Here is a 16,574-nt window from a genome sequence, read left to right as displayed (position 1 = left end):
TACAATCTCGTCGCTGATGATGGAGGGTTGGTATGGGGCGGCCGGATTACACCGGAATCGGTGGCCGAATTGACCGGAATTTGCAATTCCTGGAAAAAGCCTGGATGCGCTAATAATTAACGGTTCTTTTACAGGTTTTTTACTTGATCGGGGGAAAAATGAATTGTATGGATTAGGCTGTATTTGACAAAACTCCCATTAGAAAGGAGGAAATCTCATGTTCAAGAAGCTGCAGAAGAAAGGCCAGGGATTGGTGGAATACGCGCTCATCCTTGTTTTGGTCGCCATCGTGATCATCATCATCCTGTCCGTCCTTGGCCCCGCGATCGGCAACGTTTTCAGCCAGATCATCAACACGATATAGGCGTTCATCGAGCCAATATCCTGGAAAACGGCCGGGCTTCATCCGCCCGGCCGTTTTTTTGGGGGGGATGAGGAATCCCCGCCGGCCTAAACCTTCCCGCCCAGTGAGGTGTCGGCGTTTTCCATAGGCGGCATCCATACCCAGCGGGTGATTGCCGCGCATCGCTCCATGCACCGGCCGGCAATGGGAATCCGATGTTTTCCGCCGATACCGAGGGGGTGGCTGAGAATCTCGTGAGAGAATCGCGGCTTTCGCGAAGGTGCGGTGATTGTGAGTAAAATGGTCGACCACAAGGTTTTCCCGCACGGCGAAAACCGCAACCATAACCACAGGCGATCACCCGTGGAGCATACCCATCCTGAGGAACCAGGCGAAACACGGTTGGGGGAGGCCGCCGCGGATCGGGAACTCCATGATCCGGACGGACGGCAACTCCGACTGCGCCAGGGCCCGAACGGCTTCATGATCGAATGCCAAGACCGGCGCGCTTTTTCCAGGGGAAACGGGGGCGTTGAGCATCGGCGGTTTTACTGGCGCAAATGGAGCATGCCGTGCAGGATCGGCATCCGGAAGGGAGCAAAATGGACATTCGAAAAAAAATAAACTGCGACGCGGCTTGCCGCGGGATTTTCTCATCCCGCGATAGCGGGATACGGACAATCCTTCTCGGCGCGGCGGTCCTCATCCTGTTGGGGGCGGGGGTATCCGGATGCCAGCTTCCCGCATTTCTGACGGGCGGCGGATCCTCCGCCACCAAAACGCCCACCGACTCGATCCCGTCGGGAACGGTTAACATTTACCTCCAGGATTACGCGTTTCACCCCGAACGGATAACGGTCAAGGCCGGGACGAAGGTCACGTGGATTAACCGCGATCCGGTGTTCCATTCGGTCACGTCGGAAACCGGTTTGTTCCGTAGCGGGTTGCTGGCTGTCGGCCAAGCCTTCACCTTCACCTTCGAGCAACCGGGAACCTACCGCTATTATTGTGAGAAAAGCGGCGGCCCGAACGGAGAGGGCATGTCGGGGATGATCACCGTCGTGAAATGACTTCGCGGATGTTCTTTTTTTTCCGAGATGAGCCGGTTTGCAAACCGGCTTTTTTCTACTCAGCCTCCCCCCTCATCCGCCCTTCGGGCATCTTTCCCGGAATTGCGCCGGGACCGGCTGCCCAGCCCTACATCTGCGAATGAACATCTGCATTTAATGAAAGCCCTCCAGCTTTAGCGATGGGCTGGGAGAATGCATTCCGGAACGCATGTCGCGCGCGCCTGGCCCGAGCAAAGCGAGGGAGAGCGCGGGACCGTGACGGGAGGATGGGATGGGGGGGGCTGAGCGGATCTAAAAGAATGCCATTCTTCGAAGCCAATCATCGTGAGAAACGGGTTGGGAGAATTCATCCCGGCACGACCGTCCTGAGCGCCTGTCCTGAGCTCAGCGAGTGAAAGCGAGGGGAAGCGAGGGACAGCGAGGGAAAGCGAGGGAAAGCGAGGGACCGTGACGGGAGGATGGGATGAGGGGGAGGCTGAACCATCTGTGGTTTTTGCGATCCATGATGCTGCTCAGCGATGCATTTCGAGATCGCTGAAAAAGCCTTCTTAAGCGCCCCGGTCCGCGGGCTGGAATCAAGCGGGCAAGCGAATGACCTGAGAATGGATGAAGATGCTTCGTTGTGCTCGGCATGACGGGCTTTTTCAGCAATCTCACGTTTCCCGGGGATATGGTTTAATCACAGCGATCTTCCGCATCTAAACCGCATGTCATTTTTAAATCCGGTTTCGGCGCTGTTCTGCTTGCTTGCCGCCCTCGGGATCATCCTGCCGGGCGCGGCCGTGCTTGCCTGGCAGGAGGGCCGCCGCCGGAGCGGGATCGAGAATCTCGCCGCTGCCTTCGGGTTGGGGATCGCGATCATCGCCGCGGCCGCCCTGCTCGGCCGGATCTGCGGATTCCGGTTCACCTTCCCGGCGCTGATCGCCGTCGAACTTCTGGCGGCGGGCGCGATTCTCGTTCGTCTGGCGCGCCGGGGAATCCGCATCCGCTGTTCGGCGTTCGCCTGCTTGGAAATCCTGGCTGTGATGCTGTTGCTCGGTCTGCGGTTTTACCAGGCCCGCGGGCTGGAATTCCCCGCCTGGGTGGATTCGGTCCACCATGCGTTCCTGATCCGGCTGTTTCTCGAGCGGGGCGGAATACCTGCAGACTTGCAACCCTGGATCCCGGGTCCGTTCTACTACCATTACGGTTTTCATTCCGCGGCGGCGGTTTTCTCCGCGTTCTCAGGCTTGGCGGCGGATCGGACGATGCTGGTCTTCGGACAAATTTTGAACGCCGCCGCGGCGCTCTCGGCTTACCGGCTGTCGATGGCGGTCCGGCCGGACCGGCGGCGGGCGCTGTTCGCGCTGGCGCTGGTCGGCTTCTTCGCGCAGATGCCGGCGTTCTACCTTTCGTGGGGGCGCTACACGCTGCTGGCGGGGATGGTCCTCCTGCCGCTGGCGATGGCCGAAGCCGTCGAACTCGCCGCGCGGGTACCGAAGCCCTCCGCCGCCGTCCGGCTGGCACTCCTGACCGCGGGATTGCTGTTGACCCACTACCTCGCCGCAATTCTGCTGGCGGTTTTCCTGGTCTTGGCCGGCGGGTGCGTGCTGGCGAAGAGGGACCTGCGGCCCCGCTTCGCCCCCCTGGCGCTGGCCGCCGCGGCGGGGACGGCGGCGGCCCTGCCGTGGCTTATTCCCATGCTGCGGCATTCCACCGTGGCCGTGGGCATCGATCTTATCGCCTCGAAGGCGGAGGCCGACGCCGCCTACTTCGCCGATTATGCAGGCTATATTTGGACTCTGCTCGGCCCACTCCGGAATCACATCCTGCTCGGCGCGGGGTTGGCCGCCGCGGCGGCGGCGCTCTTCCGCCGCGGTCCGCGGCGGATCCTCGCCGGATGGGGGTTGATCCTCGCCCTGCAGACCCTGCCGTGGGGGATGCGGATCGAGCCGTTCCGGCCGGACCATCTGGCGATCGTCCTGTTTCTGCCGGCCGCGGTGTTAGCGGCCGACGGATATTTATTTCTTGCGCAATGGATTGGACGGCGCAGGCCGGCCTGGCGGCCGCAATGGTTCTGCGCCGGTCTGGCGCTGGCCGCCTGCGCCCTCGGACTGTGGCAGACGCGCAATATCGTCACCCCGCGCACGGTGTTCGCCGATGCCGACGACCGCCGGGCTCTTGCCTGGGCGGCGGCGAACACGCCGCCGGACGCGGTCTTTCTCATCAACACCGATTATTGGCAAAACGGCCTCTACCGGGGGATCGACGGCGGATGGTGGCTGCTTCCCTTGGCGGACCGGCGGACCCTCTTGCCGCCGATGCTCTACAGCTTTTCCGGCCGGGAATTCATCGAACAAACCAACGACCTGGCGAAGGAAGTCGGCGCGCTGCGGGGCTGTACGGAATCCTTCTGGAAGCTGGTTCGGGAGCAGGGGGTGACCCATATCTATATTAAAGAAGGCGCGGGATCGTTAAAACCCGCGGATCTGGATTCCTGCGCCGGGGTGGAAGAGATATACCGGAGCGGGAAGGTACGGATATACCGGATCGTTGAAGCCCCTTTTTCGGGTATACTTTCTCCGCCACCTGGTCCAACCTGGCAGTAAACCAACCACGCTTATCGAAAGGCTCCTTATGTCGCCGGGCCATCCTGGGGATTTCTTTCACGGGAAGAACGCGCTTATCACGGGCGGTTCGAGCGGCATCGGTTTGGCGCTCGGGCGCCGGCTGGCCGCCCGCGGAGCGTCGGTCTGGCTGGTTGCCCGCGACGGCTCCAAGCTGGAAGCCGCCCGCCGCGAACTCGCGGCCGCCGCGCCGCAAAAAATCGGCTGCACGCCGGGCGACGTCGCGGAAGAATCCCAGGCGCAGGCCGCGGCCGCGGAGGCGGTGAAAGCGCTCGGCCCGCTGGACATCCTGATCAACAACGCCGGAACCTCCCACCCCGGGTATTTCCTGGAAATGGACGCGCAGGTCTTCCGCGGGACGATGGAGACGAACTACTTCGGAACGCTGAACATGACCCGCGCCGTCGTGCCGGGGATGATCGAACGCGGACGGGGGCACCTGGTCAACGTCGCTTCGGCGGCGGCCTACCTGGCGCTGTTCGGATATTCCTCCTACGCCCCCACCAAGTGGGCGGTGCGGGGGCTGAGCGACGCCCTGCGCTACGAACTCAAGCCGCGGGGAATCCGCGTGACTCTCGCCCTGCCGCCCGACACCGACACGCCCTCGCTCGCCAGGGAAAAGGCGATCCGGCCCAAGGAGCTGGATATCCTCTCCGCCTCCGGCACGGTCTATTCCCCCGATGCGGTGGCGCGCGACATCCTCCGCGGCGTCGAGCGCAACCGCTACCTGGTCATCACCGGGTGGGACACCAAGCTCTTCTATTGGCTCACCAATCTGCTCGGGCCGTGGCAATACCCGGTGGTGGACCTGCTCGTGCGGGATGCGGTCCGCAAAAAGGAAAAAGCGCAAGCGGATATCCGCCGCCGCGCCTAAACGGGGTCGGCCCGAGGCCGGGCGGATTCCACATCACAAAGGAGTGGAGATGGACATCTTCGAAAAGTGCGGCCGTTTCACGGATGCCAAGGATGCGAAGGCCTCCGGGCTCTACCCGTACTTCATCCCGATGGAGGGGAACGAAGGGACCGAGGCGGTTTTCCAGGGCCGGCGGCTGATCATGTGCGGCTCGAACAACTACCTCGGGCTGACGATGGACCCGCGCGTGCGGGAGGCGGCGGAGCAGGCGATCCGGCAATACGGCACGTCGTGCACCGGATCGCGGTTCCTTAACGGCACCCTCGAGATGCACGAACAGCTTGAGCACGAGCTGGCCGAATTCGTCGGCAAGGAAGCGGCGCTGGTCTTTTCCACCGGAATGCAGGTAAACCTGGGAACGATCTCGGCCCTCGTCGGACGCGGGGATTACGTCATCCTCGACAAAGAAGACCATGCCAGCCTGGTCGACGGGGCGAAGCTTTCGTGGGGGGAAACCAAGCGTTTCAAGCACAACGACATGCAAGACCTCGAGCGGGTGCTGGCTTCGCTGCCGGACGACAAGGGCAAGCTGGTGGTGGTGGACGGGCTCTACAGCATGGAGGGCGACCTGGCGCCGCTGCCGGAGATGGTGCCGATCGTCAAGAAATACGGCGCGCGGCTGATGGTGGACGACGCGCACGGGATCGGGGTGGTGGGCAAGGGGCGGGGGACGGGCGCGCACTTCGGGATGACGGGGGACGTGGACCTGATCATGGCAACCTTCAGCAAGTCGTTCGCCTCGCTGGGTGGGTTCATCGCCGGCGACGAGACGGTGATCGATTTTATCAAACACCACGCGCGGGCGCTGATCTTTTCGGCCAGCATCCCCCCGGCCAACGCGGCCGCGGCGCTGGCGGCCCTGCACATCATGCGCGACGAGCCGCAGCATTGCGAGCGACTGAACAAAATCGCCGACCGGATGCGCAAGGAATACCGGGGGATGGGATACGACATCGGCAATTCGGTCTCGCCGATCATCCCGATCATCCTCGGCGATGACCTGAAGACGATCCTCTCCTGGAAGGTGCTGTTCGACGAGGGCGTGTTCGTCAATCCGGTGATCTCCCCCGGCGTCGCCCCGGGGCGGCAGCTGCTGCGCACTTCCTACATCGCGGCGCACACCGACGCGCAGATGGACCGCGTGCTGGAGGTGTTCCGGAAAGTGGGGAAGAACCTGGGAATGATCCAGTAAGCGCGGACGGGGGAAACGGACGGCATTGCTTCGGCGCCGGGACCGCGACGGAACAATCGAATACAGGATGATGGCGGAGGATCCGGATGGATCCTCCTTTTTTCGCTTTCCCCGCAATCCGAATTCTGTTCTCCGGGAAGGGGATATACTTGCCGGGAGAGGCTTGTCTTTTCCGGACGAAGCGGCGGATGTCGAAAGAGGATCTTGGCCCCCCATGCGGAAGGCATTGGACATATGGAGAATACGTTGAAAATCCGGAGATTATCGGCGGGCGATTTGGAAGCGTGCGTGGAATTGTTGCTCGAATCCTATAATCCGCCCCCGTGGAACGATCGCTGGACGCCGGATTCCGGAAAGCGGTATTTGTCCGAATTCATGTCGCATGTTCATTTTTTCGGCTTCGCCGCGGTGGAATCGGAAACTATGGCCGGCGCGCTCTTCGCCCATCGAAAAACGTGGTGGACCCACGACGAGTTGTTTATCGACGAGTTGTTTATCAAACCGGAGTTCCAACGACGGGGATACGGAAGAGCGCTGCTCGAAAAGATTGAAGCGCTTTCCAAGGCCGAGGGGTTGGGCGGCGTGACGCTGTTGACGAATCGGGATCTGCCCGCGAAGGCTTTTTATGAAAAAAGCGGATTTACCGCGGCCGACCATATCGTGTTTCTGTTCAAGAAAACCGGGTAACGAAGGCGGTACGGCCGTCCTGGACCGAGAACGCGCCGCAGCCGGCTCCGGCGCACCCCGGGATTTGGGCGGGGATGGACGGCGCGCGAAGGGATTCCAAACCTTCGGGAAGGGATGTCAGGGAAGCCGATGGAACAGGCATATTCCGAAAGGCAATCCGAGGATTACCAAAAGCGGTTCGCCCGGTACATCGCCGACTTGCAGCAGTTTGTGGATTCCCATTCGCCGATCCGTCCCGGAAAGGGAACATCACACCGGGAATTCACGGAAGCGACCGAAAAGCAATGGAAGGGTCTGATTCAAGCGTACGAATTGGCCGGATTGTTGCTGGACGTCTCTTTCGACCACGTATCGGCGTACCTCAGAACGATCGGCCAACCTTCCTTAACGATTTCGCCATGGGCTTGCACCCGCAGCGCGATCGAAAGCGCGGCTTTAGCGAGTTGGTTTTCCGATAGTCGGGTGCGCGGATTGGAAAGAATCAGGCGGGGATATGCATACCGAGTGGAAGGGGTGAACGAGCAGATTAAGGTTTTTTCCTCCCTCGAGGACAAGCAAAATGCGCAAACCGCCAGGGGGATGCGGAAAACCTTGCTGGACGAAGCGATGGAAATGGGCGGGCCACCCGTTCTGGAAGGCAACGACCGGACGGTTGGAAATTGGAAAACGCTTCCGCCCATCACCCAGATCATCCGCGAACAGCTGGATTTGGAATCGGCGTACAGGATTTTATCCTCCGTCGCCCATGGCTATTCCTGGTCGATAACCCAGCTGGGGTATTTCCGGATCGTCGATGGCGGGCATCAAGAGATCCGAAGGCAATTGCATCCGAACGCCGTCTGCATGTTGTGCCAAATATTGTCCGAGGCGGTGTACCTCCCGGTAAAAAATTGCGTCGGCCTGTTCGGGTGGTACAAATCCAAAAGCAAAGAGATATTTTTATCCGCGAAAGCGGATTTTCAACGGATCGATGCGCTTCCCTCCTGAAGCCTGCCCGGTCCGGGCCCGGTGGCGCGTTCCGCCATGCACGGGCCGGGATGGAAGCCAGACTTCCTCCGGCCATAGGCGACGACATTCGGATTGCGGAAAACGGCCGGAGCCGCTCGCGCCGCCCCGCAGGGGCCGCATGAGAGGCCTCTTCGCATTCCGTTGCGGTCCCATCCGGAAAATTCCCCTTGCTGAATCCCGCCGCCCCGAGGATCGCGTTTTTCCGATGTTCCGGCTTTTCTGTAAACACCACGATTCTCCCGTCCGCCCAAACGGCTAGGTCGCCGGATTTGGTCCGAACAACCTCCAGACTGGGAAACGCGCGGGAAACGATGGCGGAGGAAGAGAGTTTTATTCTCCCGTTTCAATAAACGCAGACGGATTTCGTTCGAAAGACTGATCGCCCGACATCATATCAATACCGTTGTCATAGGCCAGGTGGCCGATGGCCAAGCAGATATCATCCCTGGCGCCCAATCGTTCCGCATCGGATGCGGCCGTCCCGTCATTTAGCATAATCGCGCCGCGATGATCAACCTGCCCCGGCCGAAGGCAGGCTTATCATGCCTTGAAATACTCCTGCCACTTCGCTTTGACCGCGATGGCAATCCGGTTTACGGCGTCGAAGGCGAGGTTTTTTAAACAGGATGATATCCAGGATGGTTATAGCGCCAAGGATTAATCGGGGTTTTGCCTGATGAGCCGCAAGCGGATACAAGCGAGCGCTTTATCCGGTCGCCAGGATGATGAATTTCAAGAGGGTTTCTCGGGTTCAGCCGTCGGGGAATTTTCGGGCTTCGACCGAGTCATTTTTTCCAATCCGTAATGTCGGTTCCTTGATCCAACTCTTCACTCATCGGGGTAAAGTGCAAGCCGGCCTTCGGATAAGGAAACCGTTTCAATTCATCGTTGTTGATTAATTCCAGAATTCCCCGCTTCCCAGCGCGTTCTCCTCCAGAAAAACGGATCACCTGCAAGACCACCGCCTCGCGGTATAAATCATGGACCTCGCTGGCGGTTTGCTGCAAAGCCAGGAATTTTTGGTAGAGGGGTTCCTGTTCATTAAAATCCTTTTGCCAGCCCTTGTTAATATGACTGTAATAATCGTGTATCCGAAAACGGCGGACCGAAAAAGAGACGATGAGATCCGACATGGGTAAAAGCCCGTATTGTTGCGTCGGCTGGCCGGGTTCATTGACCGCGATGCAGATGCTGGTCACGCCTTCGCCTGAAAGGGTTTGGATGATCCCCGGGATGAAGATCTCCTGCTTGGCGCACAATGGAAAACGGGCTGTTATTTGATCCAGGCTGTTGAAGAGAACGGATAGTTGCTTATTTTTCAATTTCAATCGGTGGACGCTGATGAATACACGATGGAAGAATTCCTCGGGCGTTATGTAGCCCGGTGGGAAATACAACACTTCCAACCGATTATCGTTTTCAATGGTGTTCAGAGTATCGGGACAGCAATTAAACTCCTGTTGCGCTATTGTTTGCAGGGTCCTCCGGGTTGTCCCCTCGTCTTCGCGCAAGGAAATGATCAGACAACTATCCTCATTATGATGGACGACGCGGTTCAAGAGGTGCAAATATCCCAGGTGGCTTTTATGGCCACCCCGCTCCCCGATGAACGCCGTGCAACGCCCCTTCGGCAGCCGAATTATCGTATTGATTTTTTCTGGATAGGTGTCCACACGGGCGGGGGTTCCCTGGGCGCTGGGGATTTCCACCGGAGTCTTCCTTTTATAAATCGAAAGGTAGGAATGGATGGAGGGAAAAATAAAAACGCCGCCCGTGGTGCGGTATGGGTGGCTTCGTTTCATCATGATGTTGTATTTGTACGCCTCGTTCTGATCCTTCGCATCGGGTTTGCGCAATTGGGACGGTTTGGGGTAGATTTTCAATTGATGTTTTCCCCACTGATGAGCCTGATAGCGTGCCTTTACGACTTCTATGGTTCGGATGTAGTAATCGTGTATGTATTCGTGATCTAATTGCACGACAATGTCGCAAAAATACTCCCACAGTTTATGCTCCGGATTTTCTGTTCCCGTGTTCAACACAAACACCACCATCTTGGTGGCGCGGCAAGACTTAACAAAGGATTGGAAAAATTCCATCTGATTTTCCGGATTGAGGATATTGAGGCTGTCCACTACCAGGATGTCCGGGATGTATTTTTTTGAGGCGTCTTTCACGGGTTCGTCCGCGCATCGGTATTGCAACCGTTTGAGGATATTTTCCGGGACTTTAGCCTTTAGCAGCCACTGATCCAACGATGTAGCGGCGGCTTCGATTATGGAATAAAGCATATCTTTCTGATCCACGGATTTTAGAAATTTTTCCCGTCCCCACACGCCGACCAAAGAAACCAAACCGCTCTGGAACACCGGATTATTTTCAGCCGGATCGAAGGGGATGAAATATTTATCCGCCTTATCCCATCCCAGATCGATGGCGTTGTTTTTGACTCGAATTGTCTCTGCGTCGGTGGATATATACAATGTGGATAATGCCTTGGTGTTGCTTTGTTCATTTACCGCCAACCGGTAGCACAATTCCGTAATAAGCGTTGTCTTTCCGCATCCCGGAGGACCCGAAACCAGCATCGTAATGGGACGTAGGACGCTATCCTCCTCCTCCGGAAGGGCAATGCCGCCCTCGAATAACTTGTCGAACCAAGATATGGTTTGCTCGTCGGGAGTGTCAAAGGCCAGCTTAGCCAATTTGAATTCCGCCAAGGTTAGGCTGGTGTCGCACCAGTTGGCCAGGGATATTCCGCTCTTAACCCGGACCAGTTTTGCCTCTTCCTGTACATGGTTGCTTGTCTGGGTCGACATTAGTGCTCCTCCCTCTTTGGGGGAATTATGAAATATTCCGCAGATTTTAACAGCTCACTGGCATTTCTGCAAACAATCCTTCTCCAGAATAAGCATATTGGTGCGCGCGGGCAACCTCTTCACCGTGTATGGATCTTATTCGCAGATTCTGCTCGGTACGGCATTTACGGTAAATCCGCGGTTATGTACGCCCTCCCTCCCGAAGGCGGAAAGATCGAGAATCGAATAATCATTTCTCTGCTCGAGGATTCTTCTTTGGAAAATCCCCCTTGTCGATTCCCGCCGCCCGAAAGAAAATGAATGTAAAACGGAGGCTTTAAGCCGATGAGCCAATCCAAAGGCGCAGGCCAAATCCGCCTTGAGCAGATCCGCAAACGGATCGAAGAAACCGATCTCGTCCCGAGCCGAATGCCGTTGTTGGACGGCATCGGGAAGGCCTGCCAAGCCTTGAAGGGGCGGGGAATCGGCACGCTTGCCGGACTGCGCGGTGAATGGAAATCCGCGGCGCGCCTGAACGCTCTCGCCAAAACCGCCGGCCTCGATCCGCAATACCTGGCCCTGCTTCGGCGGGAAGTCGAAAGCTGGTTCCCCAAACCCTGTCCGCTGACATCCTTCGGTTGGCTGCCAAAGGCGGAGATCGCCAAATTTGAAAAAGCGGGGATCCGCGACGCCGCAGAATTGACCCGGGCGGCGGGAACCGCCGCGGGCAGGGCGGCGCTGGCGAAATACACCCGTGCGGATCCTGAAATAATCCGAGCGCTGTTCCGCTGTGCCGACCTGACCCGGGTGCAGTGGGTGAGCCCGACGGCGGCCAGGATGCTGGTGGAGGCCGGCGTGGAGAGTGCCGCCGGGTTGGCCCAGGCCGACGCCGAGCGCCTTTGCGCCGCCCTGGAGCGGGTCAACGCGGGCGGGAAATTCTTCAAAGGCAAGATCGGCCTGCGCGACGTGAAACGCCTGATCCGCGCGGCCGGATATCTCTGGACAGACTGTTGAAAAACTCAGTTGAATCCCGCCCCGCCTGACGTATCCGAATTCGCCGTTCGCGCCCGCCGGACGCCTTCCGCCGTTTTCCCCCCGTGCGCGAAAAATCCCACCTATGGCAACCGGAGAACATTATATAATCCTGCAAAACCGGATTCCGGGGAGCCGCACATGATCATTCCGGATTGGGCGAAAAACCGCAAGGCGCACGCCGTTCTGCTTATGGCGCTGACCCTTGTACTGCTGGTGGCGACCGAGTCGAAGATCGGCCTCACCTGGGACGAACCGGATTATATTGTCGCCTCCGAGTCGTACAGCTCCTGGTTCGGCAAGCTGATCGCACAGCCGGCCAAGGCGATGTCGAAGCAGGGAATTGAGGAAAGCTGGTCGATCAACCACGAGCACCCGCCGCTTAATAAAATCTGGTCGGGGATCGTCTGGTCCGGAGCGCGTCTGATCTTCAACGACCTGACCGCCCATCGCCTGGGCAACATGATCCTGGTCAGCGTCGCGGTGGGGTTGCTGTATCTGTTGATCGCCGGCGAATTCGGCACGGCGGCCGGGCTGGCCGCCGCCGCCGCGCTGCTCACCCTGCCGCGGTTCTTCTTCCACGCCCACCTGGCCGCCCTGGATGTTCCCGCCGCCTGCGCCATCCTGTTCGTCACCTTCGTGTTCTGGAAAACCAGGGACGATCCGAGTTGGAAATGGACGCTCCTCCTGGGGCTGTTTTGGGGGTTGGCCTTCGCGACCAAGATCAACGCCGTCTTCCTTCCGCCGGCGCTGTTGCTGTGGGCGCTTGTCTTCCGCCGGCGGCGAAGGATGGTTGTCCGCATCGCCGTCATGGCGCTGACCGGTGTCCTGGTCTCCTTGATCATCTGGCCCTGGCTCTACCCGGAATTCCCCGCCCGGATGATCGACTACCTGGAATGGATAACCGTGGACCATTGGAAGATCGGGCAATGGTATCTGGGAGCGCTGTACATGCCCCCGCCGTGGCATTTTCCCTTCGTAATGACCTGGGCCGTGGTCCCGCTGACGCTCACCGTGCTGTATTGGGCCGGAATAATCCGCGCCGGCTGGAAGCCGAGCGAGGCCGGCGGCTTGGGCGGGCTCCTGGTGCTCAATGCCCTGACGCCGCTCCTGGCCTTGGCCGCAGGCCAAAGCATGGTTTACGACAACGACCGCCTGTTCATGCCGGCCTTCCCCTTCCTGGCCGGGCTGGCGGGCATGGGGTTCGGATGGCTCGCGGCCGGAATCCGGCGGACGGCCAAACGCATGCGCAAGCCGCGATGGGCGGCGCCGATTATCGGCCTGGCCGCGCTCTTGGCCTTTCTTCCGCAAACCGTCGGCATGGCCCGGCTGTACCCGCATCTGCTTTCTTATTATTCCGAAACCGTGGGCGGGTTGCCCGGCGCCTCCCGCTTGGGGTTGGAGACTACGTACTGGTGTGAAACGTATGCCGCCGCCATTCCTTACTTAAACGAGCATGCCCAACCGGGAGATACGATCTGGGTCGACCCGTGGAGCCATAACGTCATGATTTATTACCAGGTCCATGGCTGGCTCCGCTCTGACGTCAAAATCGCCTTTCCCTCCTATATGGCGGCGAGTCTTTTCCCGGAGTACGGCCCCCCGACGGTCGCGACCCATACCGCTTCCGATTTCGTCGTCGTGCAATACCGCCAAACCACCATCGGCTCGACCCGCGAGAATCCCGGAAGCGACGCCTTCCTGCCCCACCCGGATTTCCAATGGATCGGCGAGCGTGCACCCGTTTTTCAGCTGGCGTACGACGGCGTGCCGATCATGGAGATCTATGCCAACCCGGCCGAGACGGCTTCGGCGGACGGACCGGTTTCCGAATCCGAGTTGGGGCGAACGGTCACCCCTCCCGCGGATCTGCAGACCTTCACATCCGAAGCGGGGAACTTCACGGTCCGGATTCCCGCCGGCCTCGAGTTCGATGAGTTCACCCATGACGTGGATGCGGCCGGCGGGCTGCGCCTGAACATCCTGACGGCGGAGGGCGGGGCGAACGGCATCTATGAGATCATCTACTTCGACTACTCGGAGGAAATGGCCGCCGATCCGAACGCTTCGCCTGCGCTTTTGAACGGCGCCCTGGACGGCTGGCTGACGGAACACCAAGGCGTTCGGACGGAAGACCGCCTGATATCTCTGGGGGACTATCCCGGCATGGAAGGGGCGGCCGAAGCGCTGTACGGGGGTACGCCGATGAAAATCAAATACCGTAATTACCTGGTCCGGAACCGCTACTACCAGATCGCGGTTTGGATTCCAAAAGGCGGAACGTTTTCCGCGGAGATGGAGGCGTTTCTGCAATCGTTTGCGCTCTTGAAGGATCCATAGCCCGCTTCTGGTTCGCGGATGGATCCTCGGCAATCATCATCCGTTCCCGACCCTTTGGCGCGGCACATCGATCGATTCCCCTCCATCCCTTCCCGCCCTCCTCCGCATTCCCGCATCCAAGGAATGCGGAGGAGGGCGGCGGCGGACTACAACGGGGGGTATTCCGTTGGGAGGAGGGGGAATATCAATAGGAGCCGGTTCCGTTATGGAAGCCAGCGCGGCAGGTATCCTCCGACGACGAGGCGCAGAGGATCGGCGCCGTCGGCATTCAGGCGCCAGATCTCCGGCGGGTCGCCGGGGGCGGTTTCGTGGAACAGCATGAACGCCAGGCGCGCGCCGTCGGGGCTCCAGCGGATGGAGGAATGGCCGTACTCGGGGGAGTCACTCAGCCGCTTCAGCGCGCCGCCGGCGAGGTCCATCACCCACAACTGCCGGCCGGGGGTCCAGCGGGCGTCGAAGAAGTTGCGCGCGAAGGCGAGCTTCGTCCCGTCGGGGGAGACGGCCGGCGAGGAATCGTCGGCGCGCGCTGTGCCGCTGAGCTCCTTGCGCCGATTGGTCTTCACCTCCACCCAAAAGAGGCGGTGGTAGACGTCCGAGGCGGCCCCCTCGATTTCCCCCTCCAGGTTGACGAACACTTCCGCAAACACGAGCGCCGATCCGTCGGGAAGCCAGGACCACGGGCTGCCGGTCGCGTTCGGAATGAGAGTCCGGCCTCCGGCGAGGTCGTCGACCACGATCGCCCCGGAGGTGCCGTCGTAATAGGAAAGCCAGCCCTGCACGGACCAGATCGGGCTGTCGGCGGCGTGTCCTTCCGCCGACAGCCTGCGGATTTCCCCGCCGGCCAGATCGATTAATTCCACGGACGGATCGGCTTCGGCCGCGCCCGCGCCGGTTGCCCGCCGGACGAAGGCCGCCGCCGAGCCGTCCGGGGAAATCGCCGGATCGGAGCAGGCATCCTCCCCGCAATCCAACAGCAGTTCGGCCTCGGCGCCGTCGAGCGAGGTTCGCCACAATTGCGCGGAGCGGCCGGAGGAACCGGCGGTGAAGACCGCGAAATCCCCGCGCCGGGAGACGTCGTACTCCCGGATCGGAGCGGCGGCGGAGGCGAGGACTGCGGGTTCGCCGCCGTCGGCGGGGACCGCCATCAGACGTCCGCCGGAGGATTGATCGACGGGCAGATAGGCGATCCGGACGAGGGACGGCGAGAAGGTCCAGGAAGATCCGAACAACAGCGGAAGGCCGCGCGCACTGCAAGCGCCGGCGGCGATGGAGGCGCGGACCTCGGCGCCGGCCGGCCAGGGATTGTGCGGCGCGAAGCGGAGCGTATCGCCTGTCACCGTGAGTTCGCCGGCGATATCGGGCTCGACGGAAAAATGATCGGCGGCGCATTCGGAATCCATCGGGACGGAGAAGCGGACTTCCACCGCGGCGAAGGACCCGGTGTGCGCGCCCGCGGCGGGCGAGAAGGAGACGACCCGAGGGGCGAGGATCAGAAACGCGGCGGCAAGACCGGCCGCCGCACCGAGGGCGAGGAGCGCGGCGATGCGGTAAATGGATGGCCCGCGCCGCTTTGGGTGGAGATAACTCATCGGCGGGAATTATAGCCGGGATGGGGATCCCCCGCTTCCCCCGCTTCGCGAGGGTGGACGCGAGGGTGGGCGCGAGGGTGGGCGCGAGGGCAAACGCAAGGGCAGGCTCGCAATGACAACAAATGCAGCAGGGATATCCGCGATGACAAGCTTTTGGAAGGCGGTACAATTATCCGCAACCTTGGCAGGGGGGAATCCATGAGTCGTAAAAACATTCGGGTACTCGTTTGGATCCTTTTGTGGGCATCCACAGGATGCGTACCGCGTTCGGCGACGCCGGAATCTACGCCGTGGCGTTCGAGCGCGCCGGCGGAGGCGACCGCGACCGCCACGGCGGCCGGAGGGTGCATCCCTGCGGGGGCACGGCGGGACGAGGCGCGGGTGACGGGGATCACCGACGGGGATTCGATCCAGGTGGAGATGAACGGCGTTCCGTTCCGTGTGCGCTACATCGGAATCGACGCGCCGGAAATGGACGGCGGCCTGTTGGCGGAGGAATCACGGGCGGCGAACATGGCGCTGGTCGCCAGCCGCACGGTCCTGCTGATCCGCGATCTGTCCGAGGCCGACCGCTACGGAAGGCTGCTGCGCTACGTGCTGGTGGACGGGGTTTTTGTCAACCACGAACTGGTGCGGCTCGGCTTGGCGCGGGCGGGGCACTTTCCGCCGGACACGGCCTGCGATCCGGATTTGCGCGTGGCGGAGGAGGAAGCGCGCCTTGCGGGGCGCGGGATCTGGGGCTTGATCGGATCGCCGACCCGGGGGGCGGAAACGGGTGCATCGTGTGCCGGGGGGTGCGTCACGCCGCCGCCGGGCTGCGTGATCAAGGGCAACATCTCCGCCGACGGCGAAAAAATCTACCATATGCCGGGGCAGAAGTACTACGAGAAGACGGTGATCGAGCCGGAAAAGGGCGAGCGCTGGTTCTGCACCGAAGCGGAGGCGGTCGCGGCGGGGTGGCGGCGGTCGAAGGTGTGAACTTCGCCTGCCCCTGGT

At 60.6% G+C, this 16,574-nt stretch carries 12 protein-coding genes; 10 read left to right on the top strand and 2 right to left on the bottom strand.

Features of this window, described 5'->3' with window-relative positions:
• Positions 1 to 217 precede the first annotated feature (217 nt).
• The 7 genes from JW929_08265 to JW929_08235 all read left to right on the top strand — a co-directional run bounded on the left by JW929_08265 (position 218) and on the right by JW929_08235 (position 7,798).
• The gene (locus JW929_08265) at positions 218 to 364 is read left to right on the top strand and encodes a Flp family type IVb pilin (GenBank protein ID MBN1439387.1); all 147 of its coding nucleotides are present in this window, start codon (positions 218 to 220) and stop codon (positions 362 to 364) included.
• Positions 365 to 945: 581 nt separating this feature from the next.
• A complete protein-coding gene (locus JW929_08260; protein ID MBN1439386.1) occupies positions 946 to 1,413 on the top strand; it encodes a cupredoxin domain-containing protein in 468 nt (155 codons plus the stop codon).
• Between the two features lie 707 nt (positions 1,414 to 2,120).
• Positions 2,121 to 4,001, top strand: a complete 1,881-nt coding sequence (locus JW929_08255) for a hypothetical protein (protein MBN1439385.1) — start codon at positions 2,121 to 2,123, stop codon at positions 3,999 to 4,001.
• 28 nt (positions 4,002 to 4,029) lie between these two features.
• Positions 4,030 to 4,893, top strand: a complete 864-nt coding sequence (locus tag JW929_08250) for an SDR family oxidoreductase (GenBank protein ID MBN1439384.1) — start codon at positions 4,030 to 4,032, stop codon at positions 4,891 to 4,893.
• A 49-nt stretch (positions 4,894 to 4,942) separates the two neighbouring features.
• Positions 4,943 to 6,124 (top strand): pyridoxal phosphate-dependent aminotransferase family protein, encoded by a 1,182-nt coding sequence (locus JW929_08245; protein MBN1439383.1) that lies wholly within the window; start codon positions 4,943 to 4,945, stop codon positions 6,122 to 6,124.
• A 234-nt stretch (positions 6,125 to 6,358) separates the two neighbouring features.
• Complete coding sequence (locus tag JW929_08240; protein MBN1439382.1) at positions 6,359 to 6,811, top strand: GNAT family N-acetyltransferase; 453 nt, start codon at positions 6,359 to 6,361, stop codon at positions 6,809 to 6,811.
• Between the two features lie 129 nt (positions 6,812 to 6,940).
• Positions 6,941 to 7,798, top strand: a complete 858-nt coding sequence (locus JW929_08235; protein MBN1439381.1) for a hypothetical protein — start codon at positions 6,941 to 6,943, stop codon at positions 7,796 to 7,798.
• 806 nt (positions 7,799 to 8,604) lie between these two features.
• Here JW929_08235 and JW929_08230 read toward each other — a convergent pair.
• Positions 8,605 to 10,638 (bottom strand): hypothetical protein, encoded by a 2,034-nt coding sequence (locus tag JW929_08230; GenBank protein ID MBN1439380.1) that lies wholly within the window; start codon positions 10,636 to 10,638, stop codon positions 8,605 to 8,607.
• A 324-nt stretch (positions 10,639 to 10,962) separates the two neighbouring features.
• On the opposite strand from JW929_08230, the gene JW929_08225 reads away from it, so the two are divergent.
• Both JW929_08225 and JW929_08220 read left to right on the top strand, forming a co-directional pair.
• Positions 10,963 to 11,631, top strand: a complete 669-nt coding sequence (locus JW929_08225) for a DUF4332 domain-containing protein (GenBank protein ID MBN1439379.1) — start codon at positions 10,963 to 10,965, stop codon at positions 11,629 to 11,631.
• Positions 11,632 to 11,790: 159 nt separating this feature from the next.
• Complete coding sequence (locus JW929_08220; protein ID MBN1439378.1) at positions 11,791 to 13,989, top strand: glycosyltransferase family 39 protein; 2,199 nt, start codon at positions 11,791 to 11,793, stop codon at positions 13,987 to 13,989.
• Between the two features lie 203 nt (positions 13,990 to 14,192).
• Here the strand turns inward: JW929_08220 and JW929_08215 are convergent, their stop codons facing one another.
• Positions 14,193 to 15,578 carry a PD40 domain-containing protein gene (locus JW929_08215; protein MBN1439377.1) on the bottom strand — a complete coding sequence of 462 codons (1,386 nt, stop codon included), beginning with the start codon at positions 15,576 to 15,578 and terminating at the stop codon, positions 14,193 to 14,195.
• A 198-nt stretch (positions 15,579 to 15,776) separates the two neighbouring features.
• On the opposite strand from JW929_08215, the gene JW929_08210 reads away from it, so the two are divergent.
• Complete coding sequence (locus tag JW929_08210) at positions 15,777 to 16,556, top strand: thermonuclease family protein (GenBank protein ID MBN1439376.1); 780 nt, start codon at positions 15,777 to 15,779, stop codon at positions 16,554 to 16,556.
• Positions 16,557 to 16,574 lie beyond the last annotated feature (18 nt).

It is taken from the genome of Anaerolineales bacterium (assembly GCA_016928575.1).
Classification (GTDB): Bacteria; Chloroflexota; Anaerolineae; order Anaerolineales; family RBG-16-64-43; genus JAFGKK01.
Note: the sequence above shows the minus strand (reverse complement) of the source record. Positions and strands in the feature narration are given on the sequence as shown.

What these genes read in the sequence shown, in the direction of transcription:
- JW929_08265 (MBN1439387.1), top strand. Translation starts at nt 218, where the DNA reads ATGTTCAAGAAGCTGCAGAAGAAAGGCCAGGGATTGGTGGAATACGCG.
- JW929_08260 (MBN1439386.1), top strand. Translation starts at nt 946, where the DNA reads ATGGACATTCGAAAAAAAATAAACTGCGACGCGGCTTGCCGCGGGATT.
- JW929_08255 (MBN1439385.1), top strand. Translation starts at nt 2,121, where the DNA reads ATGTCATTTTTAAATCCGGTTTCGGCGCTGTTCTGCTTGCTTGCCGCC.
- JW929_08250 (MBN1439384.1), top strand. Translation starts at nt 4,030, where the DNA reads ATGTCGCCGGGCCATCCTGGGGATTTCTTTCACGGGAAGAACGCGCTT.
- JW929_08245 (MBN1439383.1), top strand. Translation starts at nt 4,943, where the DNA reads ATGGACATCTTCGAAAAGTGCGGCCGTTTCACGGATGCCAAGGATGCG.
- JW929_08240 (MBN1439382.1), top strand. Translation starts at nt 6,359, where the DNA reads ATGGAGAATACGTTGAAAATCCGGAGATTATCGGCGGGCGATTTGGAA.
- JW929_08235 (MBN1439381.1), top strand. Translation starts at nt 6,941, where the DNA reads ATGGAACAGGCATATTCCGAAAGGCAATCCGAGGATTACCAAAAGCGG.
- JW929_08230 (MBN1439380.1), bottom strand. Translation starts at nt 10,638, where the DNA reads ATGTCGACCCAGACAAGCAACCATGTACAGGAAGAGGCAAAACTGGTC.
- JW929_08225 (MBN1439379.1), top strand. Translation starts at nt 10,963, where the DNA reads ATGAGCCAATCCAAAGGCGCAGGCCAAATCCGCCTTGAGCAGATCCGC.
- JW929_08220 (MBN1439378.1), top strand. Translation starts at nt 11,791, where the DNA reads ATGATCATTCCGGATTGGGCGAAAAACCGCAAGGCGCACGCCGTTCTG.
- JW929_08215 (MBN1439377.1), bottom strand. Translation starts at nt 15,578, where the DNA reads ATGAGTTATCTCCACCCAAAGCGGCGCGGGCCATCCATTTACCGCATC.
- JW929_08210 (MBN1439376.1), top strand. Translation starts at nt 15,777, where the DNA reads ATGAGTCGTAAAAACATTCGGGTACTCGTTTGGATCCTTTTGTGGGCA.